This is a genomic window from Pseudomonas sp. KH_046_1, from assembly GCF_057839025.1.
Genome location: NZ_CM174481.1, coordinates 3,211,067 through 3,233,814 on the forward strand (window position 1 = coordinate 3,211,067; position 22,748 = coordinate 3,233,814).

Annotated in this window: 23 protein-coding genes; 16 read left to right on the forward strand and 7 right to left on the reverse strand. The window is 59.5% G+C overall.

The window, feature by feature from the left end:
* The first annotated feature begins 167 nt into the window (after positions 1–167).
* Positions 168–1,355 carry an MFS transporter gene (locus tag AC3IT9_RS14795; RefSeq protein WP_489270209.1) on the forward strand — a complete coding sequence of 396 codons (1,188 nt, stop codon included), beginning with the start codon at positions 168–170 and terminating at the stop codon, positions 1,353–1,355.
* A 120-nt stretch (positions 1,356–1,475) separates the two neighbouring features.
* Here AC3IT9_RS14795 and AC3IT9_RS14800 read toward each other — a convergent pair whose 3' ends face one another.
* Together AC3IT9_RS14800 and AC3IT9_RS14805 are read right to left on the reverse strand one after the other, a co-directional pair.
* Positions 1,476–2,513, reverse strand: a complete 1,038-nt coding sequence (locus AC3IT9_RS14800) for an alpha/beta hydrolase family protein (RefSeq protein WP_489270210.1) — start codon at positions 2,511–2,513, stop codon at positions 1,476–1,478.
* 167 nt (positions 2,514–2,680) lie between these two features.
* On the reverse strand, positions 2,681–3,292 hold the full coding sequence (locus tag AC3IT9_RS14805) for an FMN-dependent NADH-azoreductase (RefSeq protein WP_150723765.1): 612 nt from the start codon (positions 3,290–3,292) through the stop codon (positions 2,681–2,683).
* A gap of 131 nt (positions 3,293–3,423) precedes the next feature.
* On the opposite strand from AC3IT9_RS14805, the gene AC3IT9_RS14810 reads away from it, so the two are divergent.
* Complete coding sequence (locus AC3IT9_RS14810) at positions 3,424–4,332, forward strand: LysR substrate-binding domain-containing protein (RefSeq protein ID WP_150723764.1); 909 nt, start codon at positions 3,424–3,426, stop codon at positions 4,330–4,332.
* On the forward strand, positions 4,329–4,688 hold the full coding sequence (locus AC3IT9_RS14815) for an MmcQ/YjbR family DNA-binding protein (protein ID WP_150723763.1): 360 nt from the start codon (positions 4,329–4,331) through the stop codon (positions 4,686–4,688). Before AC3IT9_RS14810 ends, AC3IT9_RS14815 begins: the two co-directional genes overlap by 4 nt.
* A gap of 11 nt (positions 4,689–4,699) precedes the next feature.
* On the opposite strand, the gene AC3IT9_RS14820 is transcribed toward AC3IT9_RS14815, so the two are convergent.
* On the reverse strand, positions 4,700–5,128 hold the full coding sequence (locus AC3IT9_RS14820; RefSeq protein ID WP_150753590.1) for a DUF1294 domain-containing protein: 429 nt from the start codon (positions 5,126–5,128) through the stop codon (positions 4,700–4,702).
* Positions 5,125–5,955, reverse strand: coding sequence for an undecaprenyl-diphosphate phosphatase (locus tag AC3IT9_RS14825; protein WP_489270211.1), 831 nt, complete (start codon positions 5,953–5,955; stop codon positions 5,125–5,127). The genes AC3IT9_RS14820 and AC3IT9_RS14825 overlap by 4 nt, the downstream gene beginning before the upstream one ends.
* Positions 5,956–6,250: 295 nt before the next feature.
* Here AC3IT9_RS14825 and pnuC point away from each other — a divergent pair, with 295 nt between their 5' ends.
* The 8 genes from pnuC to fapF all read left to right on the forward strand — a co-directional run bounded on the left by pnuC (position 6,251) and on the right by fapF (position 12,524).
* Entirely contained in the window at positions 6,251–6,814 is a 564-nt protein-coding gene (pnuC, locus tag AC3IT9_RS14830) for a nicotinamide riboside transporter PnuC (protein WP_489270212.1), read from the forward strand.
* Complete coding sequence (locus tag AC3IT9_RS14835; RefSeq protein ID WP_489270214.1) at positions 6,811–7,335, forward strand: AAA family ATPase; 525 nt, start codon at positions 6,811–6,813, stop codon at positions 7,333–7,335. Before pnuC ends, AC3IT9_RS14835 begins: the two co-directional genes overlap by 4 nt.
* Before the next feature lie 356 nt (positions 7,336–7,691).
* Positions 7,692–8,129, forward strand: coding sequence for a hypothetical protein (fapA, locus tag AC3IT9_RS14840; RefSeq protein ID WP_150757068.1), 438 nt, complete (start codon positions 7,692–7,694; stop codon positions 8,127–8,129).
* Position 8,130: 1 nt separating this feature from the next.
* Positions 8,131–8,709, forward strand: coding sequence for a fibril amyloid subunit FapB (gene fapB / locus AC3IT9_RS14845; protein WP_489270215.1), 579 nt, complete (start codon positions 8,131–8,133; stop codon positions 8,707–8,709).
* A gap of 64 nt (positions 8,710–8,773) precedes the next feature.
* Positions 8,774–9,640, forward strand: coding sequence for a heme utilization protein (locus tag AC3IT9_RS14850; protein WP_489270216.1), 867 nt, complete (start codon positions 8,774–8,776; stop codon positions 9,638–9,640).
* Between the two features lie 61 nt (positions 9,641–9,701).
* Entirely contained in the window at positions 9,702–10,382 is a 681-nt protein-coding gene (locus tag AC3IT9_RS14855; RefSeq protein ID WP_150723755.1) for a C39 family peptidase, read from the forward strand.
* Positions 10,383–10,408: 26 nt separating this feature from the next.
* Positions 10,409–11,170: a fibril amyloid subunit FapE gene (gene fapE / locus AC3IT9_RS14860; RefSeq protein ID WP_150757065.1), complete on the forward strand. Its 762-nt coding sequence runs from the start codon at positions 10,409–10,411 to the stop codon at positions 11,168–11,170.
* Positions 11,171–11,216: 46 nt separating this feature from the next.
* Positions 11,217–12,524 carry a fibril amyloid transporter FapF gene (fapF, locus tag AC3IT9_RS14865; protein ID WP_151213578.1) on the forward strand — a complete coding sequence of 436 codons (1,308 nt, stop codon included), beginning with the start codon at positions 11,217–11,219 and terminating at the stop codon, positions 12,522–12,524.
* Positions 12,525–12,584: 60 nt separating this feature from the next.
* Here fapF and AC3IT9_RS14870 read toward each other — a convergent pair whose 3' ends face one another.
* Positions 12,585–13,910, reverse strand: a complete 1,326-nt coding sequence (locus AC3IT9_RS14870) for a sigma-54 dependent transcriptional regulator (RefSeq protein ID WP_150723752.1) — start codon at positions 13,908–13,910, stop codon at positions 12,585–12,587.
* A gap of 342 nt (positions 13,911–14,252) precedes the next feature.
* On the opposite strand from AC3IT9_RS14870, the gene AC3IT9_RS14875 reads away from it, so the two are divergent.
* The 3 genes from AC3IT9_RS14875 (at position 14,253) to nhaB (ending at position 17,676) form a co-directional block, all read left to right on the forward strand.
* Complete coding sequence (locus AC3IT9_RS14875) at positions 14,253–14,519, forward strand: hypothetical protein (protein ID WP_007970062.1); 267 nt, start codon at positions 14,253–14,255, stop codon at positions 14,517–14,519.
* 286 nt (positions 14,520–14,805) lie between these two features.
* Complete coding sequence (locus tag AC3IT9_RS14880) at positions 14,806–16,095, forward strand: NHL repeat-containing protein (protein ID WP_150757063.1); 1,290 nt, start codon at positions 14,806–14,808, stop codon at positions 16,093–16,095.
* Positions 16,096–16,173: 78 nt separating this feature from the next.
* Entirely contained in the window at positions 16,174–17,676 is a 1,503-nt protein-coding gene (gene nhaB, locus AC3IT9_RS14885) for a sodium/proton antiporter NhaB (protein WP_150753578.1), read from the forward strand.
* Between the two features lie 115 nt (positions 17,677–17,791).
* Here the strand turns inward: nhaB and zwf are convergent, their stop codons facing one another.
* Together zwf and gnd are read right to left on the reverse strand one after the other, a co-directional pair.
* Positions 17,792–19,315, reverse strand: coding sequence for a glucose-6-phosphate dehydrogenase (gene zwf / locus AC3IT9_RS14890; protein WP_150757061.1), 1,524 nt, complete (start codon positions 19,313–19,315; stop codon positions 17,792–17,794).
* A complete protein-coding gene (gnd, locus tag AC3IT9_RS14895) occupies positions 19,312–20,292 on the reverse strand; it encodes a phosphogluconate dehydrogenase (NAD(+)-dependent, decarboxylating) (RefSeq protein ID WP_489270217.1) in 981 nt (326 codons plus the stop codon). Before gnd ends, zwf begins: the two co-directional genes overlap by 4 nt.
* A 272-nt stretch (positions 20,293–20,564) precedes the next feature.
* Here gnd and AC3IT9_RS14900 point away from each other — a divergent pair, with 272 nt between their 5' ends.
* Both AC3IT9_RS14900 and AC3IT9_RS14905 read left to right on the forward strand, forming a co-directional pair.
* Positions 20,565–20,747: a DUF6026 family protein gene (locus AC3IT9_RS14900; protein ID WP_046042083.1), complete on the forward strand. Its 183-nt coding sequence runs from the start codon at positions 20,565–20,567 to the stop codon at positions 20,745–20,747.
* Positions 20,748–20,947: 200 nt separating this feature from the next.
* Positions 20,948–22,684 (forward strand): phosphoethanolamine transferase CptA, encoded by a 1,737-nt coding sequence (locus AC3IT9_RS14905; RefSeq protein WP_489270218.1) that lies wholly within the window; start codon positions 20,948–20,950, stop codon positions 22,682–22,684.
* Positions 22,685–22,748 lie beyond the last annotated feature (64 nt).

Here is a 22,748-nt window from a genome sequence, read left to right on the forward strand (position 1 = left end):
GAGCAGGCTCGCTCCCACAGGGGAATGCATTTCAAAATGTGGGAGCGAGCCTGCTCGCGATGGCTGACTCAAGGGCACTGACGAGCAAAAACCGTTAGCCTGCTTTCTTTTATCCCAACGCCGCGCCATGATGCAGTTCTCCCACCGCCGCCCGCGAACGAGCCCTCATGTCTGTGCAGCAAGTGCCTCCGCAAAGCTCCATGGCGATCACCCTGCAGATCGTCTCCATCGTTTTCTATACCTTTATTGCCTTCCTCTGCATCGGTTTGCCGATTGCGGTATTGCCGGGTTATGTCCACGAACAACTCGGGTTCAGCGCCATCGTGGCCGGGCTGACCATCGGCTCGCAATACCTCGCCACCCTGCTCAGCCGGCCCATGGCCGGGCGGATGTCGGACAGCGTTGGCACCAAGCGCGCAATCATCTATGGCTTGTCGGGGATTGTGCTCAGCGGCGTGCTGACCTGGCTGTCGACCCTGTTGCAAGGCCTTCCCTTGCTCAGCCTGCTGATCCTGATCGCCGGGCGCCTGTTGCTGGGGATCGCCCAAGGATTGATCGGCGTCGGCACCATCAGTTGGTGCATGGGCCAGGTGGGCGCCGAGCATACCGCGCGGTCGATTTCCTGGAACGGCATCGCGTCCTATGGGGCGATTGCCATTGGTGCGCCGCTGGGCGTGGTCATGGTGCAACAACTGGGTTTCGCCAGCCTGGGCATTGCCCTGTCGCTGCTGGCCCTGGTCGCACTGTTGCTGATTCGCAACAAGCCTTCGGTGCCGGTGGTGCGCGGTGAACGTTTGCCGTTCTGGGCGGTGTTCGGGCGCATTGCGCCGTTTGGCGCGAGCCTGAGCCTGGCGTCCATTGGCTACGGCACCCTAACGACCTTTATCACCTTGTATTACGTCAATCGCGGCTGGACCGGCGCGGCCTACTGCCTGACCGTGTTTGGCGTGTGTTTCATTCTGTCGCGGCTGCTGTTCATATCCGCCATCAGCCGTTTCGGCGGGTTCACGTCGGCCATTGCCTGCATGTGCATTGAGACGGTTGGCCTGGTGCTCTTGTGGCTGGCCCCTTCGACCGGGTATGCGCTCATTGGCGCCGGCCTGACCGGATTCGGTCTGTCCCTGGTGTACCCGGCGCTGGGTGTCGAGGCTATCAAACAGGTGCCCAACTCCAGCCGGGGCGCGGGCCTGAGTGCTTATGCGGTGTTTTTCGACCTGGCACTGGCCATTGCCGGCCCGTTGATGGGCGCAGTGGCGTTGAACCTGGGTTATGCGTGGATTTTCTTCAGTGCGGCATTGTTGTCGGTGACGGGGTTGGGGCTGACCCTGCTACTCAAGCGCCGCGCGATTGCATAAGGCTTGGTGCAGTCACCTGTGGGAGCGAGCCTGCTCGCGAAGAGGCCTTTCCATCCAGCATTGCAATTGCCTGACACACCGCTATCGCGAGCAGGCTCGCTCCCACAAGAGGTGACGCGGCTATTGATCAGCCGTCTGCATACCCGCCCGAGTCGCCCTGCCCAGGGTGCGCGAGAAGAACCTTCCGGCTTCAGAGATCAGATTGCGGTGAATGTCTTGCCGGTCGACGCCATCGGCATCGGTGCACAGCGCGGGCATGATCACGATCTGCTCGTCATTGCACGGCGCCATGAAGACGAAGTGCCCTGCCCCGGCCAGCAGCTTGAAGTCAGGCGCCGTCGGCAGCTTGCGCGCCAGTGCCGCGGCGTTCTTGTCGACAGCCACCAGTTTGTCGCCATCGCCGCTGTAAAGCAGCACCGGCACATGCACGTCGGCCAGGGTGTGGCGACCGAACTTCAGGCTCAACGGCGCCATCAGCATCAAGGCGTGGACGCGAGAATCGGCCACCGGTTGCAAGTCGTCGCGGTCGACAATCAATTCGCCCTGGGTGTTGCAGGCATCGTGGTCATCCGGGCGCTCCTGGCAGTAACGGCGCAGGCGGTCCAGGTCCGGGGTCGCGCCGGACAGTATCAATGCGGTCTCGCCACCGGCCGAGTAACCGATGACCCCCACCTGGTCGGCATTGACGAACGGCGACAGCATAGGGTCGCCCAAGGTCGCGGTAATGGCTTCGGAAATCTGGATCGGCCGGCCGTACAGGTTACTCAAAGTACCGAGTCGGCTGTGGTCTTTGGAGTTGTCACCGGGGTGAATCACCGCCACCACGACAAAACCTTTGCGCGCCAGTGACGTGGCAAGGTCGTGCAGGGCCAGCGGGGTACCGGTGTTTCCGTGGGACAGCATCAGCATCGGGAACCGGCCGATGGCGACCTTGGTGTCCTCCCCCGCTTCGACGGTATAACCCTCGAGCTTGCTGGTGTGCTCCCGATCACTGGAAGGATAGAAGGCGATGGCGCGCATCGGCTGCAGGTCCAGCGGGTCGAGGAAAGTCATCTCATGGAAGCCGGCGCTCCAGTGAGGATGCGGTGCAGGCGCGGCGTGCACTATATTCAGGCTGCAGAGCAGGCAAATCAGTAAAGTTGCACAACGACGCACCATGGGATGCCCCACCTTGTTACCGGACTTGTGACGTGAACCCTGACAGCATAAGTCAGGCCACAATCTGAAACGACCAGAAACAAAAAACTCCGTAGCTGGTACTTGCGTAACCAGACTACAGAGTTTTTTGGGGTTTTACCTGTACGGTGCCAACTTTTACGCAAGCCTTACGCAGCGGCGAACAACTGCTCACTGATTTGCGCGTGGGCAGCGCTCATGGCCTTGTTGCGAACGTCGTCACCGTAAGCCAGGCCTTCGGCGCGGACGATTTCGATGTCGGTGATGCCGATGAAACCGAACAGCAACTTCAAATACTCCTCGTGGGCAACACCGGTTGCCTGACCGGCGTGCATGCCACCGGAGGTCGAAACGATCACGACTTTCTTGCCACCGCACAGGCCTTCAGGGCCGGCTTCGGTGTAACGGAAGGTCTGACCGGCCACCGCGATGCGGTCGATCCAGGCCTTCAGTTGAGTCGGGATGGTGAAGTTGTACATCGGTGCGGCAATCACCACGGCATCGGCAGCCAGGAATTCGGCCAGGGTCGAGGCGCTCAGTTCGGCTTCGTGCTGTTGTGCGGCGTTGCGCAGTTCAGCGGTGGTGCCGGCGGCGACCAGGGTGGTGGCGGAGAAGTGGCTGATGGCGTCGGCGGCCAGGTCGCGGTAAGTCACCACGGCGGTTGGCTCGGCGGTTTGCCAGGCCTTGACGACTTCACCGCTCAGCTGACGGGAAGCCGAGTTGTCGCCCAGGATGCTCGAATCGATATGCAGCAGTTTCATGTGGGATCTCCAAGTGAGGATCGCCCACAAGGGCGATCTGATGGGACTAATCCTACAGGCGAAACCAATAGCTGATTAGACGGCAACAATGCGATAGTTCGTCCCACAGATAGAACAATCGGATTTACATCATGCAAGACCTCAACGACCTGTATTACTTCGCCAAAGTCGTGGAAGCCGGGGGGTTCGCCGCAGCCGGGCGTTTGCTGGGCATCCCCAAGTCCCGATTGTCACGGCGCATCGCCGAGCTGGAAGAGCGCCTCGGCGCACGATTGCTGCAACGCACCACCCGACAACTGAAGCTGACTGCCGTCGGTGAGCGTTACCTCCGGCACTGCCAGGCGATGCTGTTGGAGGCGGAAATGGCCGACGAGGCCGTGGCCAGCATGTCCAGCGAGCCACGCGGGCGCTTGCGGGTGTCCTGCCCGGTTGGGCTGGCCCATGAAATATTGCCGGGGGTGATCAGCGACTTTCTGGAGCGGTTTCCGCAAGTCCAGCTGGAGGTGATGTTGCTCAACCGACGGGTCGACCTGGTGAACGAAGGCATTGACGTGGCCCTGCGCGTACGGGAACTGGGCGACGAAGACCCGCTGCTGGTCACCCGCCGCCTGCGTCAGGCGCAGATGCTGATGGTCGCCAGTCCCGGCTTCCTTGTTGGCCGTGAGATCAACCATCCCGAAGATCTGAAGAGCCTGCCGGTGCTCGGTGCCCTGGAAGCCGACCGCATGGTGCACATCCGCCTGCTGGATCAAAAAGGCAAAAGTCATGAACTCGCGCTCGAGGCCCGGCTGGGCATCGATGACTTTATCGTGCGCAAGGCCAGCACCCTCTCCGGCCTGGGCTTTACGATGCTGCCCATGATGTATTGCGAGCAGGAACTGGACAACGGCTCGCTGGTGCAGTTGTTGCCCGAGTGGTCGCTACCCGGTGGCTGGCTGCAAGCGGTCTATCCTCATCGGCGCGGGGTCATGCCGGCGGTACGCGCCTGGATTGACCATTTGGTCGAGTCATTCAATGCCTGTGGGGAACGCTTGTTATGAAAGCCGGACGGATGAGCGAAGAGGATGTCGCAAAATTCTGCCTTAGCCTGCCAGGAGCGCGGGAAGACTATAAATGGGGAGGCGTGCGGGTGTTTTCGATTGCCGGGAACAAGATGTTCGCCTTGCAGGGCCTGCGGGGTGATTCCCTGGCCTTCAAGGTCGACAAGGATCTGTTTCTCGGTCATTGCGACCGTCCGGGAATTCATCCTGCGCCTTATCTGGCGCGCGCCCAGTGGATCATCATGGAAACGCCCTACCCGCTCGGCAGCGAAGAACTACAGGGTTTGCTGCAGCGTTCGCACCAGTTGGTGGTGAGCAAACTGCCAAAGCGCACTCAAGTCGGCCTGTTGCTATAGCGCCTTGTTTATCAGAACAAGGCGAACAAGTGCGCGCCGAGGAACAGGTGATCGATCCAGAACACCTGGTGCATGAGCACGATGATCCAGAACACCAACTGGTACGAGACCTTGCGGGTTTTGTGCCGAAACGCTTGCTGGGCCAGCAAGGCACCGGGCCAGCCACCGGCGAGCTCCAGCGCATGCAGGACATTCTCCGGCGTACGCCATTGCTCGGCGCGGGCCTTGCGCTTGTCGCTCCAGTACAGAAAAAACGTCACCACGCTGACGATGCCGTAGGCCGCCAGGGGAATCAGCGACACCCCGTGCAGCCATGACGACACTGAACCCGACAGCGGCAACGCGCACAGGATTGCAAACACCAGCCACTTCAGCCGTGGCTGGCGGATCTGTCCCCCGGGCTGGCGCCCGGGGTTATTGCGCGAGCTTGAGTCACTCACGGCTTGACCGCGCTCCAGTCGACCCAGCCGAATTGCCAGGTCGCCAGGATGATCAGGCCGAACACAATGCGATACCAGGCAAACGCCGCATAGCTGTGGTTGGCGATGAACTTGAGCAGCCCACGGACCGCGATCATCGCGAAGACGAATGCCGTGACGAAACCAACCGCGAACACCGGGAAATCAGACGGGACAAACAGGTCACGGTATTTGTAACCCGAGTACACCGCTGCGCCGACCATGGTCGGCATCGCCAGGAAGAACGAAAACTCGGTAGCAGTCTTGCGCGACAGGCCGAACAGTAACCCGCCGATGATCGTCGAGCCCGAACGCGAAGTGCCCGGAATCATGGCCAGGCATTGGGCGAAGCCGACTTTCAGGGCATCTTTCCAGGTCATGTCATCCACCGTTTCGGCGTGGACTTCATGCTGGCGGCGCTCGGCCCACAACATGACGACCCCGCCCACGACCAGCGCCGCTGCCACGGTGATCGGATTGAACAGGTACTCGTGGATCAGGTCGGCGAACATCACACCCAACACCACGGCCGGCAAGAACGCGATCAACAGGTTCGCGGTAAACCGCCGAGCGCCCGGCTGGGTCGGCAGGCCGATGACCACGTCGAAGATCTTGCGTCGAAACTCCCATACCACCGCCAGGATGGCACCCAACTGGATAATGATGTTGAACGCCATCGCCCGCTCGCCCCCGAAGCCGAGCATGTCGGCCACGATGATCTGGTGGCCGGTACTGGAAATGGGCAAAAACTCGGTCAGCCCTTCTACAACCCCAAGAATCAATGCCTGAAAGGCGGTCCAAAGATCCATCAATCCCCCAAAAGGCTATGCACATCGGCATGCCCCGTTAGTATTTTTCAAAAGCTTGAATTGCGATCAGCGATGCTGAAGCCCCGCGTATCAAGGATCACCACAGAACCGTAAAAATCCTGTGAAAAAACAACCCTGTTCCGGGTTAACCCGTGCGGGGCCGAAATCCTATCAGACAAGTCCGATTGGCGCTGCCGTGTTATCGCGTACCAATGAAGCACACCTTGCGCCACGGGATTCCCGACGCCAATCCGGTTACAATTCGCCCCCTCTTCGATTTCACCAAGGAACCTCCATGTCCGGGCTTGAACTGTTTGCCGCCGCCCTCGGTGTCATTGCCGTCTGGCTGACGGTCAAACAGAACCCCTGGTGCTGGCCCATCGGCCTGGTCATGGTGCTGCTATACAGCTGGATCTTTTTTGAGGTGAAGCTGTATTCGGACATGTTGCTGCAAGTCGTTTATGCCGCCTTGCAGCTTTACGGCTGGTGGCAGTGGACACGGGGGGGTGAAACGACCCATGGCCGCGAAGTCAGTTGGCTCGATTCCCGTTCCGTGGCGTTGAGCCTGGCCATCGGCGCACTCGGCAGCCTGTTGCTGGGGGCAGCCATGGCCAACTGGACCGACGCTGCACAACCCTGGCTCGATGCCGCGCTGACCGGATTCAGCCTGGTGGCGCAGGTCTGGATGGCGCAAAAACGAGTCCAGTGCTGGCCACTATGGATCGCCCTGGATGTGATTTTCGTCGGGCTGTTCATCTATAAGGACCTGTACCTGACCGCCACCCTGTACGGGCTGTTCTCCGTTATCGCCGTGCAGGGCTGGCGCCAATGGCGCGCCGATCCGGCGTTGCGCGCATGAAAGTCCTGGTACTCACAGGCCCGGAATCCAGCGGTAAAAGCTGGCTGGCGGCCGAGTTGCAACAGCGTTTCGGCGGGGTTTGGGTCGACGAGTATGTACGCTGGTTCATCGAGCAGAATCCGCGGGACACCACCTTGGCCGATATTCCGCACATCGCCCGCGGTCAATTGGCATGGGAAGACGAAGCGCGGGCGCAACAACCGTCCTTGCTGATCCTCGACACGCACCTGCTGAGCAATATCCTCTGGAGCCAAACCCTGTTTGGCGACTGCCCCGCCTGGATTGAACAAGCGCTGCTGGCCCGGCATTACGACTTGCACTTGCTGCTGTCGCCGGAACACGTCGACTGGACGGATGATGGCCAGCGTTGCCAGCCCCGATTGAGTGAGCGCCAGGCATTTTTCGAGCAGACCCTGGCCTGGCTTGAGCGCCACGCACAACCGGTTCAAGTACTGCGCGGAGATTGGGCAGAACGCCGACTCCAGGCACTGAACGCCGTGACCCGATTGCTCGGCACCTGACCGGTGTTTGGGGCAATTTCCCCACCACCCCCCCCTGTCCCGGGGGAAAAGTGTCCGATCCTGAAACACCCTTCCTGCCTCAAACCGCCTGTTTCAGCGCCCTTCACCGCTGGATCACCGGATTTGTTAAGTCATTGATACAACGCCGCTGAAACCCTTGTTCCAGAGCGATTTATCCGCAAATAAGGGCTGCCTGCGCAGGGTTTCGTCTCACCTTTGAAACATTCTCGGCAAAGGCTATCCGGACAATATTCATAAGCCATTGAATCAACGAGATATTCAAAAACCGGCACAGCTTTCGCTCTCTCCTTCACAAAGCCAACCAGAGCCAGCCCACATGAGAAGGAAAGAACGTCGTGGGGATACTCGATAAAAAAGCCTTGACGTGCCTGCTGCTGATCGCGAGCGCTGCAGGCGCGGCTTTCAGTTTTGACGTTCAAGCCGAAGGCAACGGTGTCATCGTGCTTGATCGCACCATTCACCCGACGCCCATCGGTCGCAGCGGCGGCAGAGATCCAAACCCGAACACCCTCAACACCAACCCATCGGCCCGCGTCACCGGCGAACTCAGCGACGCCGACATTGCCGGGGTCACCACCGGAACGGCCCTTCGCCACAGCAACGGACAAAGCCTGGGTGGCCTGCAAGGCATCAACGTCGTCACCAATCCCAACGGTATGCCCGGCATGTCCGTCGGCCACGGCGGTGGCAGTGGCAGCGCGATTTCCGGAACCATCAACCGCGCCATGAGCAGCGGCCTCGGTTCACTGGGCAGAATGGCGGGAGGCCAATGAGATGAGTCGATCCCTGCTATTACTTGCCCTGCTCGGCTGCACCAGCGTGATGGCCGACTCGGGCGTCAGTTCGGTGAACAACGCCACCCTCCAGGATTCCGGTACTCAATACCGCGGCAACTTCAACGTCAACCACGCGGCTGGCGATCAACAGCAGCAGGCCAACGTCCGCGCGATCGCCATTGGTACCCAGGCCGATGCTACCACCAGTGTCAGGCAGAGAATCACCACGCCCGCCAATCCGTCGATGGATGCGACGGCCACTATCGGCGGCAACTCTTTCAGTAATGGCAACGGCGTACTGGGCGTCAACCAGGGCGCCGGGGCGAACAACCAGATGGCCAACGCCATGCGCATCAGCATCAGTGCTGCACCGCAAGCCATTGACGATAGTGCCCTTTCTCAACAGAACGTGGCGTTGTTACCGAGCTCGGGAGCAACCGGCACCCCAAACGGCAGTCGCCAGGTCGTGACAAGCGACCAGGCCTTCACCGGCAGCCGGGGAGTGATCCAGGTAAACCAGAGTGCCGGGGTGGGGAACCGAATGGCTAACACCCTGACCATCCGGGTCGCTGACTGACCCCGAAACAGTGCGATTAGGGAAGTACCAACACCTGACCAACTAATGAGCACGGAGAAACACCATGAACCCGACAACTGCTCTCAAACCTCTGGCTTTCGCTCTGGCAGCAGTGATGGCATTTGCAGCACAAGCAGCCAGCCTTGATGATGATCAAGGCAACGGCCAGAGCGATGGCCAGAGCAACAACCAGCAGCCTAATGGCCCGACGCTGGAACAAATTCTGCAGATTACAGCAGGCGCCGGGGCCTCCGTGCTGGACTCGCAGGAAAGTAGTGACAGCAGCGTATTGAATCGGGACACCAAAAACGACGCTAAAGTCGATAACTCCCTGAACAACTCCAACGGCAACATGGGCGCCAACGTCGCAGCCGGTAACGGCAACCAACAAGACAACGCCGCCGCCCTTGCCACGGCTGACGAAAGCTTCATCTTCGGCACCGCGGTCGCCGTCTCCAGCGCGACTCAGAAGAGCACCGGCAACACCGCCAGGAACCACTCCAACACCAACAACACAACACTCAATAACGCTGGCAACAGCGGTTCCGGCAACCTCGGCATCAACGTGACCACCGGCGAGTTCAACCAACAGAAAAACAACCTGGCGATTGCCGTTTCCGGCGGTCGTGTAGCACTAGCGGCGGCGGCGGCCAACCAAAGCACGTCCGGGCTGAACGTCACCAACAACGCCAACCATGACGACAGCACCCAGACTGATTTCGTAGCCGTGGGTGTACTCGGTCTGGCTGGCGTAACCACTCAACAATTGATGACGCCAGAGGGCTGGAAAGCTCCTGTAACCAACAATGCGTCGATAACGGGTTCGATGAACAACTTCTCCGGTAACGGCGGAGCCAACGTATCGTCGGGTGTGGGCAACCAGCAAAACAACTCGCTGTCCATCTCCGCGGGCTGCAAGTCCTGTCTGTAATCTCGATTGCAATGAAAGCCCCGGCGACGGGGCTTTTCCACAGTCCCAAGGCGTATCGATCATGCGTAAGACTGTCCTGTTCGCCCTGCTCTGCCTGTCTGGCCTGACCCAGGCTGCACAGATGCCGGTTGCCGCCCTGCCGGGTGGCGTGCTGGTGTACAAGCACGTACAGAGTTTGCGCGAGCGCAAGTTCAGCGACATCGTCGAACAGAAAACCGATTTCAGCTGCGGCGCCGCCGCGCTGGCAACGATACTGCGCCAGGCCTATTGGCTCGACGTCGATGAGGAGCACATCATCAAAGGCATGCTGGTCACCGCAGACCAGGACCTTGTGCGTACCCAGGGTTTTTCCATGCTGGACATGAAGCGCTACATAGAACGCATCGGCATGCGCGCCCGGGGCTACAGGATCCCGCCGGAAAGACTCGAAGCCGTGACGATTCCGGTGGTGGTGCTGATGGAAATTCGCGGCTACAAGCACTTCGTGGTGTTGCAGCGGGCGGACAAGCACTGGGTCTATATCGGCGACCCGGTACTCGGTCACAAACGCTACTCCCATGATGACTTTGTCAAAGGCTGGAATGGCATTATTTTCGCTATCGTCGGTCCCGGTTACGACAAGACCAATGCGTTACGCAGTCCACCGGAACCGCTGACAGCCAAGAACAAGATGGATAACTTCAACCCGGTCAAAGACGCCGAATTGATGGATTTTGGTTTCATACAGAGCGACTTCTTTTAATCGCCAACAAGATGATAGGGGGCAGGATGCTCCGGGAGCAGCAAATGAAAACCTCGTATTGGGTGGTCGCTGTCTGTCTGGCAGCGAACACTTCAGGTTTTGCTGATGAGTTCAGACCCATCGAAATCAAGGACCAGGAACTGGCCGAGTTGCGTGGCCGATATGTGATGCCGGGGCGGGTCATCAGCTTCGGTGTCGTCATGAGCAGTACCTGGCGCAATGCCAGTGGTGATCTGATCGGGGCCTCCACCTCGATGCAGCTTCAGGCCGCAACGGTCAAGCCCGAGTTCTATGTTTCAACCATCAAGCAATCCGGTCATGGCAGTTCGTCCAGGTCGGGCAGCGGTCACGTGACGGGGGGCGCAGCCCTGAGCACTTCCCGGGGCATAACCCAGGTCACACGGGCCGCAGGCGATGGCAACAGCGCAAACAACAACATCGCCATCAACGTCAAAGAGGCCAGCACGGCCCCTGCACTGGTGCCGAGCCAGGGCCAGGCGCTGATAGCCGGTCAAACCATTACCGGCAGCAATGCCGCAGGCAGTGTCGCCGTTTCCGCGACCAGTGGCGGTGTTCAGATGGCCATTACCGCCAACAACAACCAGGGCACCAGCCTGCAACAGGTCGCCCAAGGCGGGTTGCTGCAAAACACCCGGTTGCTGGGCAGCAGCAATGTGGTCGACAACATGACTCAACTCAACGTAGTGCTCAACAATAATGGCCCGAGTGCGGGTGCATTGGACTGCAACCTCAACCAACTCGCTGCATTACGGACCATGGGCTATTGAACTACGCTGAGTCTGGACCATTGGGCACAAATGGACGGCTTATTCCATGCACCGATCAGTATCACTGCGTGCAGTTGCATGCTTGAGTGCTCTACTCCCGGCGGCGATGTTGCAGGCAGCACCTGACCCGGAACTGGAGGCTCTCAAACAAGAGCTTCTGGAGTTGAAGCAACGATACGAAGTACAGCAAAAAGCCCTGGCGGTGCTCGAACAACGGGTCCGCCAGGTCGAAGAACAGCCCGCTGCGCCCCCTCCCAAACGCTTGGCCAAGTCGCCAGCGGACCTCAAGGGCAATCCAAACGTCGCCACCGGCACCGGTGCCGCGGCGGCTTCAGGGGGCGCAGCCGGGGGCAGCGGCAGCTCTTATGGACAATCGCTGGCCAATGACTCGCAACCGGCGCAAAGCGTTTCGAACCTGTATGACGAGGCCAGCGGGTTCTTCGGCGGTGGCAAGTTCAGCGTCGAAACCGGGATAACCTACTCCCGATACGATACCCGCCAACTTGTCCTCAACGGTTTTCTCGCCCTGGACTCGATCTTCCTGGGCGCCATCAACCTGGACCGGATCAAGGCCGACACCTGGACACTTGACCTCACCGGTCGCTACAACTTCAACAATCGCTGGCAGTTCGACCTGAACGTGCCGGTGGTCTACCGAGAGTCCACATACCAGTCCGGTGGCGGCAATAGTGGCACCGCAAACGTCACCACCGAAGAGACCGTAAAGGAAGACCCGACCATTGGTGACGTCAACTTCGGTATCGCCTACAAATTCCTCGACGAATCGGCCAACACGCCGGATGCTGTGGTGACCTTGCGCGTCAAGGCGCCTACCGGCAAAGACCCGTTCGGCATCAAGCTGGTTCGAGTGGCCGATAACTCCAACCTGGCCGTGCCTGAATCCTTGCCTACCGGTAACGGCGTCTGGTCGATTACGCCGGGGATCTCGCTGGTCAAGACGTTCGATCCGGCCGTGCTGTTCGGCAGCCTGTCCTACACGCACAACCTGGAAGAGTCTTTCGACGACATCAGTTCCAACCCGGCGGTCAAGACACCGGGCAAAGTACGCATCGGCGACAGCTTCCAGATTGGCGCCGGTATTGCGTTCGCCTTGAACGAAAAGATGAGTATGTCGTTCTCGGTCTCCGACCTGGTGCAACGCAAAAGCAAGCTCAAGGAAGATGGCGGAGATTGGCAATCGGTGGTCTCCAGCGATGCCAACGCCGGTTATTTCAACATCGGCATGACCATTGCCGCCACCGACAACCTGACCATCGTCCCCAACCTGTCCATCGGCATGACGGACGATGCCCCGGACTTCCAGTTCAGCCTGAAACTCCCTTACTACTTCTGAGCCGAACAAAAAAACCGCTGCAATTGCAATCTCAACGGGGTTTTGGTTTCCGGCCGGGGTTCAACGAATCTGGTGCTTGTGCAACAACCGGTAGAAGGTCGGTCGCGACACACCCAATACTTTGGCGGCGACACTCAGGTTATCGCTGTGGCGGTTCAATACATCGCACAACGCCTGGCGTTCGGCCCGGGACTTGTATTCTTCGAGGGTGCCCATCGGCGCGGCGATTGTATGCTGACTGATCAACCCCAGATCACGGGCCTCGATCTGCCGGCCTTCGGCCAACACCAACCCGCGACGAACGCGGTTGGCCAGTTCGCGAACATTGCCTGGCCAGTCGTGTTTGCCCATGGCAATCAACGCGTCGTCGCTGAAGCTGCGTGGGCGGCGCCCGGTTTCACGGCTGTAGAAATGGGAGAAGTGGTTGGCCAGCGTCGCCAGATCGCCATGGCGCTCGCGCAGCGGAACGGTCGACACTTGCAGTACGTTCAAGCGGTAATACAAGTCTTCGCGAAAGCGTTTCTTCGCGATGGCCGCTTCAAGGTCGACGTTCGTCGCCGCCAGAACCCGCACATCCACCGCAATCGGCTGACTGCCGCCCACCCGCTCGATGTGTTTTTCCTGGAGGAACCGCAGCAGGTTGGCCTGCAACTCCAGTGGCAGGTCTCCGATCTCGTCGAGAAACAGAGTGCCACCGTTGGCGGCTTCTATCCGTCCGACCTTGCGTTGGTGCGCACCGGTAAATGCGCCTTTCTCATGGCCAAACAGCTCGGACTGGATCAAGTGTTCGGGAATCGCACCGCAATTGATCGCGATAAAGGGTTTGCTGTGACGCTGGGACAGACGGTGCAGGGTTCGTGCGACCAGTTCCTTGCCGGTGCCGCTTTCACCGCGAATCAACACCGGAGATTCGGTCGGAGCCAGTTTGTTCAACAGTTTTCGCAGTTCACGGATAGGTTTGCTGTCGCCCAGCAATTCGTGCTCGGGCTGGTCAACATGGACCGTGCCCTGCCCGCGCAACCGTGCCATGCCAAACGCCCGGCCCAGTGTTACCTGAACCCGGGACACATCGAACGGCAAGGTATGAAAGTCAAAAAACCACTCACAGACGAAGTCGCCGACATTTTGCAGTCGCAGCACTTCCTGATTGAGTACAGCTATCCACTCGGTGCCGCTGCGGCTGATCAACTCTTTGACAGCCTCCGGATGCTCAAGGTGAAAGGGCTGCAAACGTAACAAGCCCACGTCGCAGGTTCGGTCAGCGGCGTTCTCTAGCGTGCAGCTGTCAACGTCCCAACCAATCGCGCGCAATCCAGGGAACAGACGATAGCAATCGTCACAGGGGTCCACCACTAATAAACGTCGTAAGGCAGGCGCATCGCTCATGACTGTTCCTTGGCGCCAAATTTACGAAAATTTATTAAAAACAGTCATTTGGCGGACCTGGCTGTAACATTAGCAAGAATTTGACAGGGGCTTGTACCGTTTGACTATAGCCATGCAATGCAACCAGTTATAAGTTGCGATTATGTTAGTTGCCTAACGACTCTTTCCTTTCATTCAGCTTTCAATGTCAGGCTCATTCTTGAGCCTGTGAAATAAAGTGGAAATTTCTTTTGATTGTGTGTGACCCAAACCCTGGTTGCGGGCATCAGTACAAGTAACCAGCCGAACGGTAAGCCCAACCGTCGGCACATCACTTGATTGGGCATACAGAGAGAAGACCCTATGAACGCCCCGCTGCGTATCAACGAAGCACTTCTGATTGCCGACCGCGCATTTAAACCATTCAAATGCGTGGCCTGGGCTCCACAGGACGGTAATGGCGAACTCAGCCTGACCGTTATCGACCGCACCAGCACCAGCATTGGCCGCAAGCAGATCCCAAGCAGCGCTTATTCCGATCCCGCACAACTCGAATTGCTGCTGGAACAGGCCCGCGCCGAATTGAGCGAGGAAGGTTACACACTGCAATCGTGGTCGATGCCGCACTGATCGTTTTGCGGATTACTCCGGAGTAATCCGCGCCCTCCTCCTGTCTTTAGCTCGCAGGTTTTTTCTGGCCGCGCGCACTAGTTGACACTGTTTAATTCGAACTTTGCATACGCCTGATACTTTGCAGGCTCGCCATTGGTTCGAAAAGACACTGTTGTGGCACACAACGACCCTCCGTCTGTTAGTTCTTACCGTTGCGCATCCTTTCATTCAGGGATTGAATATTGTCCTTACAAGTCGCCACCCAAACTTCTGGACCAGGACGACTCGCAAGGAGATGCGGCGCATGTCTATCCAGTCCGCTTTTGCCTACCCCACCACCCGGAACAACGCCGGGGCCCTCGATACGACGTTTGCCGCCAACGGCAAAACCCAGGTCTATTTCGCCGACAGCCTTTTCAGCCTGGCCAATGGCGTTGCGATCGATGCGCAAGGTCGCTTGCTGGTAGCTGCAAAAGTCGGCATGGCCGATGGCAGCCGCTTTGGCCTGGCCCGCTTGCTGGAGGATGGTTGCGCAGACCTCACGTTCGGCAAACAAGGCAGTGTCATCGGGCAATTCGAGCCGGGGTTCGAAGCCATGGGCACCAAGGTCCTGATCTTGCCCGACGGCAATATCCTGTTGGCCGGCCTGCAATACGAAAACGCACACCGCACGCTCCCGGCCCTGGCATTGCTGGATCAGGACGGTCGCCTGGTTCGAAGCTTTGGCGATAATGGCCGCCGTGTCGTGCGATTGCCTGGCGGTTTGTCCCTGGGCATGCGCGATAAATGGCTCCCTCCCGGTGTGCCGGGCGCTGAAGCCTGCGATGTCGACGTACAACAAGACGGCCGGATCCTGATCCTGGCCAACCATCACTTCGAACTGGCCGATCACGTCGGTATGTTGATACGACTGGATGTCGAAGGCTCGCTGGACTGCTCGTTCAATGACCGCGGCTTCGTGATGGTCAGGCACCTGCTGATGAATACCTGGCTCAGCAGCCTGACGGTACAACGTGATGGCCGAATCCTGGTCGGTGGATCGATCAACTTTCCCGAGGAAGGCTTGCTGGCACGCTATCACCCTGATGGGCGCCTCGACGACCGTTTTGCCGTGGATGGATTCATGACCTTCAAGGCGCAAGGGCATGGCGCCCGGGTCAGCCGGGTGGTCCAGCAAAACGAAGGTGACGTCCTGTGTTTTGGCAGCAGTAGCGAACCAATGCACTGCCTGACATTTAAAATGCACAGCAACGGCCGCCCCGACACTCATTGCAACGGAGGACACCCGCAGCGTCGGGAAATCGGTTACAGCGGATGCCAGTGGACCGCCGCGCAGTTGCAGCCCGATGGCACTGTGCTGACGGCGGGCGCCACCATCGGCGGCGTCGAAGCAGACTTCATTCTCGGGCGATACCTGCCTAACGGCCTTCCCGATCGCCGTTTTGGCAAAGGCAGTGGCTATACACGTACCCGCCTCGGCCCCAGCCTGGATACCGCCACCTGTATCGCCGCGCAAGCCGATGGCAACATCGTCGTTGGAGGCTATTCGCTGCAAGGAAACTACAAGGCGGTCATCGCTCGCTTCCAGGGATAAACACCGGCATTTTTCCTGCGCTTGATCTTCTCGCGCGCTTACGGCAAGTTGCGCGCTTCTCAAGACAAGGAGCAGCCGATGTCCGGTTCAATGGCCCAGGCGTTCGCGCACAACTTTCTCGGGCACTCGCCCCGTTGGTACAAGGCCTGCATCGTCGGCTTTCTCATCCTCAATGCCCTGGTGCTCTGGACCGCAGGCCCGGTGGCTGCCGGCTGGCTACTGGTGCTGGAGTTCATCTTCACCCTGGCCATGGCGCTCAAATGCTATCCGCTGATGCCTGGCGGCCTGCTGATGATTGAAGCCCTGCTGCTGAAGATGACCACGCCCCAGGCACTGTACGACGAGTTGCTGCACAACTTTCCGGTGATCCTGCTGCTGATGTTCATGGTGGCCGGCATCTATTTCATGAAGGACCTGTTGCTGTACCTGTTCTCGCGCCTGCTGCTCGGGGTCCGCTCCAAGGCCCTGCTGGCCCTGATGTTCTGCTTTCTGTCGGCCTTTCTGTCGGCGTTCCTCGATGCCCTGACCGTGACCGCCGTGATCATCAGTGCCGCCGTAGGCTTTTATTCGGTGTATCACCGCGTTGCCTCGGGTAACGATCCGCGTCAGGACAGCGAGTTCAGCGACGACAAACACCTGCCCACCCTGTACCAGGGCGATCTCGAACAGTTCCGCGCCTTTCTGCGCAGCCTGCTGATGCACGGTGCCGTGGGCACCGCGCTGGGCGGCGTTTGTACGCTGGTCGGCGAGCCGCAAAACCTGCTGATCGGCCATGAAATGGGCTGGCACTTCGCCGAGTTCTTTACCCGGGTTGCGCCGGTATCCCTGCCGGTACTGGTTGCCGGGCTGGTGACGTGCGTCCTGCTGGAAAAGCTGCGCTGGTTCGGATACGGCACGCTGCTGCCGGATAACGTCCGTGCGGTGCTGGCCAACTACGCCGCCGAAGACAATGCCGAGCGCACCACGCGCCAACGTGCAGCGCTTCTGGTGCAAGGCTTTGCCGCATTGATTCTGATTGCCGGGCTGGCGTTTCACATCGCCGAAGTGGGTTTGATCGGTTTGATGGTGATCGTGCTGATCACCGCCTTTACCGGCATCACCGACGAACACCGCCTGGGCACCGCGTTCAAGGACGCCATGCCATTCACCTCATTGCTGGTGGTGTTTTTCGCTGTGGTCGCGGTGATTCACGATCAGCAACTGTTTGCCCCGCTGATCCACTGGGTGCTGACGCTTCCGGCAGACCAACAACCGGGCATGCTGTTCATTGCCAACGGCCTGCTGTCCGCCATCAGCGACAACGTGTTCGTGGCAACCATTTACATCACCGAAGTAAAGCGCGCGTTCATCGCGGGGGAGATGACCCGTGAGCATTTCGAAACGCTGGCCATTGCGATCAATACCGGCACCAACCTGCCGAGCGTGGCGACGCCCAACGGCCAGGCGGCGTTTCTGTTCCTGCTGACCTCGGCGATTGCACCGCTGGTGCGCCTGTCTTACGGGCGAATGGTCTGGATGGCATTGCCATACACCGTGGTGATGGGCGTGCTCGGGTGGTATGCGGTGAGCTACTGGCTCTAACACTGCCGACCCTGTGGGAGCGAGCTTGCTCCGGGCGGCGCTCCGACGATAGCGGTCTGTCAGACACAAGGATGTTGAATGTGCCGCCGCCATCGCGAGCAAGCTCGCTCCCACATTATCCGAGGCGGTGCCAGACGCGGCCGTCACGGGTGAGCAATTCTTCGCCGGTCTTGGGGCCGTTTTCCCCGGCGGCATAGCTCTGCACACTGGAGTCCTGCTGCCAGGCATCCAGGAACGGTTGCACCGCGCGCCAGCCGTTTTCGATGTTGTCGGCGCGCTGGAACAGCGTCTGGTCGCCCGTCAGGCAATCGTAGATCAGGGTTTCGTAGCCGGTGGACGGCTGCATCTCAAAGAAGTCCTTGTAGGCAAACCCGAGCTCGATGTTGTCCATTTTCAGTGCCTGACCGGGACGCTTGGCCAGCAAGTCGAACCACATGCCTTCATTCGGCTGGATCTGAATGCGCAAATAGGTCGGCTGCAGCTCATCGACCTCGGTATCGCGGAACTGCGCATAGGGCGCCGGTTTGAAGCAAATCACGATCTCGGTATCACGCACGCTCATGCGCTTGCCGGTACGCAGGTAGAACGGTACGCCGACCCAACGCCAGTTATCGATCATGACCTTGAGGGCCACATAGGTTTCGGTATTGCTGTCGGGGGCGACGTTGTTTTCCTGGCGATAGCCCGGCAGTGCCTTGCCGTCGATCTCACCGGCGGCGTATTGGCCGCGCACCGAGTTGGCGCGGGCCTCCTCGACTGTCCATGGGCGGATCGCGCCAACGACCTTGGCTTTCTCGCCGCGCACCGCATCGGCACCAAATGCGGCGGGCGGTTCCATCGCCACCATCGCCAACAACTGGAACAGGTGATTGGGCACCATGTCCCGCAGCGCGCCGGTGTGCTCATAGAAACTGCCACGGGTTTCCACGCCGACGGTTTCGGCGGCGGTGATCTGCACGTGGTCGATGTAGTGATTGTTCCAGAACGCTTCGAACAGGCTGTTGGAGAAGCGGCTGACCAGGATGTTCTGCACGGTCTCCTTGCCCAGGTAATGGTCGATGCGGTAGATCTGCTTTTCCGTCATCACCTTGAGCAGGCACGCGTTCAAGGCTTCGGCCGTATGCAGGTCGGAGCCGAAGGGCTTTTCGATCACCACCCTTCTGAAAGCCTCGGGGGTTTCTTCCAGCAAGCCGGCCGAGCCGAGGCGGCGCACCACTTCACTGAAGAAACGCGGCGCGGTGGCCAGGTAGAACACCGCATTGCCGGTACCGCTGTCGGCGATTTTTGCCGCCAGCGCTTGATAAGTGCTGTCGTCCAGGAAATCGCCCTGGACGTAGCTGATGCCTTTGGCGAGCTTGGCCCACAGCGCCGGGTCAAGGGCTTGATCGCCCTTGCCGGTCCTGGTGGCCACCTCGTTGCGGATGAAGTCTTCGAGTTTTTTCGCGAAGCCTTCATCGCTGATGGCGTTGTGGTCAACGCCGATGATCCGCAGTCCATTCCCGAGTAAACCGTCACGGCTGAGGTTGTACAGCGCCGGCATCAGCAGGCGCTTGACCAGATCGCCGTGGGCGCCGAACAGGAACAGCGTAGTCGGCGGCGCGGGTTCAGCCTTGGATTTTCTGCGGATCGTGTGGGTCATTTTTTCGAGGTCTCCACATGGCCGCCGAAGCCGAAGCGCTGGGCCGAGAGAACCTTGTCGCCAAAGGTCCCTTGCCCACGCGAGCGGTAGCGAGAGAACAGCGAGTTCGACAGCACCGGCACCGGCACCGCTTGTTCCATGGCGGCTTCGATGGTCCATTGTCCTTCACCGCTGTCGGCCACGGACCCGGAGAAACCGTCAAGCTTCGGATCGCTGGCCAGGGCGTCTGCGGTCAGATCCAGCAACCACGAGGACACCACGCTGCCACGACGCCAGACTTCGGCGATGTCGGCGACGTTCAGGTCGAAACGCTGGTCTTGCGGCAGGCTCTCGCTGTTTTTGGTCTTGAGGATGTCGAAGCCCTCGGCGAAGGCCTGCATCATTCCGTATTCGATGCCGTTGTGGATCATCTTCACGAAGTGCCCGGCGCCGGCGGGACCGGCGTGAATGTAGCCGTGTTCGGCACGCTCGTCGTCGGACTTGCGGTCCTTGGTGCGCGGGATGTCGCCCACGCCCGGGGCCAGGGTTGCGAACAGCGGGTCGAGGCGCTTAACGGTCTCGGCATCGCCGCCGATCATCATGCAGTAACCGCGCTCCAGACCCCAGACGCCGCCGGACGTACCGACGTCGATGTAATGCAGGCCTTTTTCCGACAGGGTCTTCGCCCGACGGATATCGTCCTTATAGAAGGTGTTGCCGCCGTCGATGATGGTGTCGCCGGCTTCGAGCAAGGTGCTCAGGGTGTCGATGGTTTCTTCGGTCGGTGCGCCTGCCGGCAGCATGACCCAGACCGCACGCGGCCTGGCCAGGCCAGCGACCAGCGCTGGCAGATCGGTGACGCCCGTGGAGCCTTCTGTGGCCAGGGCTTCGACAAAGGCGGTATTGCGGTCATAAACAACGGTGGTGTGCCCGTTGAGCATCAGGCGCCGCGCAATATTGCCGCCCATGCGGCCCAGTCCAATAATCCCGAGTTGCATGTGCTGATGCTCCCTACTACAAATAAAAGTGTGTCAAAGGTTATAGCCCAACGCGACTCATGAGGTTAGTCCAGAGCGTTGGCGTGAAGTTTCCGGGCATTGTGCCCGATCCTGATGGATAACGTCGGGAATCAAACCGAAGACACAACGACCATGAAAAATAAAAAAGTTCCCTTTGGGGGTAAAAGAAATCAAAATTGGCGCCGATAGTAGGTCAGCCCCGGATTTCGAGGCGTACCTACAGTTGAGACACGCCATTTGCGAGGTGAGCAATGGGCACAGTACACACCGCACTGCCAGCACAAACCCTTTACGTCACAATCCGTCGCGATGAATTGCGCCAGTTGAAGGACGAACGCGATCAATTGAAACAGGAGCTGGCGCACTTGCGGCTGCTGCTGCAAACCGGTCAGACGCAGCCCCTGGCTGTGACGCAACGCGCTCCACTGGCCTGACACCCCCTCCTTTCAAGCGGGAGCTGATTGCACTGCTTCCGCACCGGCTCACGCCCTGCCACTCCTGGCAACTCACATAATTTTCACAATTGTTACACGACAATTACACGTTTAGGTCGCCCGATTCCGCGCGGCCCTCGTTCGTCGTCCGCGATATCCAAGTCCCGGCGGTGGTAGTGAATTCTCGGCTGGAGCGCTGAATGTCTTTGTTTAAACGCAGCAAAACGACTGCGGCAGGATTTGATTGGGCCGGATTCCTCTGGCTGTTTGTATTCTTCTGGTACTTTTCCGGCATTACCCAACTACTGATCCAGCTGACTGGCACCTCCGGCTTTACCGGATTCCGCCAGGCCTTCGTCATGAGCGCCATCTGGCTGGCGCCGATGTTGCTGTTCCCCCGGCAAACCCGGGTCATGGCCGCCGTGATCGGCGTTGTACTGTGGGCGTGCTCCATGGCGAGCCTGGGATATTTCTTCATTTATCAGCAGGAATTTTCCCAGAGCGTCATCTTCATCATGTTCGAGTCGAACGTGGCTGAAGCCGGCGAGTACATGACCCAGTACTTTGCCTGGTGGATGGTGCCGGCGTTCCTGGCCCACAGCGCTTTTTCCTGGTTCCTGTGGACACGCCTGCGCCCGGTGTACCTGCCCCGTGGCAAGGCGCTGGTCGCGGCAACAGCCCTCCTGTTCGCCGTGGTCGCCTATCCGCTGATCAAGCAGACCCAGCGCACCGGCAGTTTCGCCGCCGGCTTCGAGAAGTTCGAAACCCGCATCGAACCTGCGGTGCCATGGCAAATGGCCGTGGCCTATCACCGTTACCTCGACACCCTGTCCGGAATGCAGGACATGCTGGAAAGCGCCAGTAAGATTCCACCACTGCACAACCTCAAGGACGCCACGGCCAACACGCCTGCGACCCTGGTGCTGGTGATCGGCGAGTCCACCAACCGTCAGCGCATGAGCCTGTACGGCTATCCCCGGGCAACCACGCCGGAACTGGACAAGCTCAAGGATCAACTGGACGTATTCGACAACGTCATCACACCGCGCCCCTACACCATTGAGGCACTGCAGCAGGTCCTGACCTTCGCCGACGAAGAAAACCCGGACCTGTACCTGTCGACACCATCGTTGGTCAGCATGATGAAACAGGCGGGCTACAAGACCTTCTGGATCACCAACCAGCAGACCATGACCAAGCGCAACACCATGCTCACGACCTTCTCCGAACAGGCTGACGAGCAGGTGTACCTGAACAACAACCGCAACCAGAACGCCGCCCAGTACGATGGCGACGTGATCGAGCCGTTCAACAAGGCCCTGGCCGATGCGGCACCGCGCAAACTCATCGTCGTGCATTTGCTTGGCACGCACATGAGCTACCAGTACCGCTACCCGTCGACCTTCGACAAGTTCCAGGACCGTGACGGCGTGCCTGCCGGCATTCGCGATGACCAGTTGCCGACGTACAACAGCTACGACAACGCCGTGCTGTACAACGACTTCGTGGTGTCCAGCCTGATCAAGGACTACGCCAGGACCGACCCGAACGGCTTCCTGCTGTACCTCTCCGACCATGGCGAAGACGTGTTCGATTCCGTGGGCCACAGCACCCTGGGGCGCAACGAGAACAAGCCGACAGCACCGATGTACACCATTCCGTTCATGGCCTGGGCTTCCCCGAAATGGCGAGCAGCCCATGACTGGAACCTCGCAGGCGATCTCTCGCGTCCTTACAGCAGCTCGTACCTGATCCACACCTGGGCCGATCTGGCAGGCTTGAGCTTCGACGAACTCGATCGCAGCAAGAGCCTGGTCAGCGACAGCTTCAAGGCCCGGCCATTGATGATCGGCAACCCCTATGAGCGTAAGCAACGTGCGTTGATCGACTTCAGTCTGATGAAGCCTGAAAGGCCACCCGCGGTCGCTCAGCAGTAATCCTTCCAGGGGCCGCTTCCGGCCCCTTTTTCATGCACCCGTTCCAGTAATGAAGACCGTTGGT

Excerpts from the sequence above, each read along its gene's own strand:
- AC3IT9_RS14795 (WP_489270209.1), top strand. The coding sequence starts at position 168 with ATGTCTGTGCAGCAAGTGCCTCCGCAAAGCTCCATGGCGATCACCCTG.
- AC3IT9_RS14800 (WP_489270210.1), bottom strand. The coding sequence starts at position 2,513 with ATGGTGCGTCGTTGTGCAACTTTACTGATTTGCCTGCTCTGCAGCCTG.
- AC3IT9_RS14805 (WP_150723765.1), bottom strand. The coding sequence starts at position 3,292 with ATGAAACTGCTGCATATCGATTCGAGCATCCTGGGCGACAACTCGGCT.
- AC3IT9_RS14810 (WP_150723764.1), top strand. The coding sequence starts at position 3,424 with ATGCAAGACCTCAACGACCTGTATTACTTCGCCAAAGTCGTGGAAGCC.
- AC3IT9_RS14815 (WP_150723763.1), top strand. The coding sequence starts at position 4,329 with ATGAAAGCCGGACGGATGAGCGAAGAGGATGTCGCAAAATTCTGCCTT.
- AC3IT9_RS14825 (WP_489270211.1), bottom strand. The coding sequence starts at position 5,955 with ATGGATCTTTGGACCGCCTTTCAGGCATTGATTCTTGGGGTTGTAGAA.
- pnuC (WP_489270212.1), top strand. The coding sequence starts at position 6,251 with ATGTCCGGGCTTGAACTGTTTGCCGCCGCCCTCGGTGTCATTGCCGTC.
- AC3IT9_RS14835 (WP_489270214.1), top strand. The coding sequence starts at position 6,811 with ATGAAAGTCCTGGTACTCACAGGCCCGGAATCCAGCGGTAAAAGCTGG.
- fapB (WP_489270215.1), top strand. The coding sequence starts at position 8,131 with ATGAGTCGATCCCTGCTATTACTTGCCCTGCTCGGCTGCACCAGCGTG.
- AC3IT9_RS14850 (WP_489270216.1), top strand. The coding sequence starts at position 8,774 with ATGAACCCGACAACTGCTCTCAAACCTCTGGCTTTCGCTCTGGCAGCA.
- AC3IT9_RS14855 (WP_150723755.1), top strand. The coding sequence starts at position 9,702 with ATGCGTAAGACTGTCCTGTTCGCCCTGCTCTGCCTGTCTGGCCTGACC.
- fapE (WP_150757065.1), top strand. The coding sequence starts at position 10,409 with ATGCTCCGGGAGCAGCAAATGAAAACCTCGTATTGGGTGGTCGCTGTC.
- fapF (WP_151213578.1), top strand. The coding sequence starts at position 11,217 with ATGCACCGATCAGTATCACTGCGTGCAGTTGCATGCTTGAGTGCTCTA.
- AC3IT9_RS14870 (WP_150723752.1), bottom strand. The coding sequence starts at position 13,910 with ATGAGCGATGCGCCTGCCTTACGACGTTTATTAGTGGTGGACCCCTGT.
- AC3IT9_RS14875 (WP_007970062.1), top strand. The coding sequence starts at position 14,253 with ATGAACGCCCCGCTGCGTATCAACGAAGCACTTCTGATTGCCGACCGC.
- AC3IT9_RS14880 (WP_150757063.1), top strand. The coding sequence starts at position 14,806 with ATGTCTATCCAGTCCGCTTTTGCCTACCCCACCACCCGGAACAACGCC.
- nhaB (WP_150753578.1), top strand. The coding sequence starts at position 16,174 with ATGTCCGGTTCAATGGCCCAGGCGTTCGCGCACAACTTTCTCGGGCAC.
- zwf (WP_150757061.1), bottom strand. The coding sequence starts at position 19,315 with ATGACCCACACGATCCGCAGAAAATCCAAGGCTGAACCCGCGCCGCCG.
- gnd (WP_489270217.1), bottom strand. The coding sequence starts at position 20,292 with ATGCAACTCGGGATTATTGGACTGGGCCGCATGGGCGGCAATATTGCG.
- AC3IT9_RS14900 (WP_046042083.1), top strand. The coding sequence starts at position 20,565 with ATGGGCACAGTACACACCGCACTGCCAGCACAAACCCTTTACGTCACA.
- AC3IT9_RS14905 (WP_489270218.1), top strand. The coding sequence starts at position 20,948 with ATGTCTTTGTTTAAACGCAGCAAAACGACTGCGGCAGGATTTGATTGG.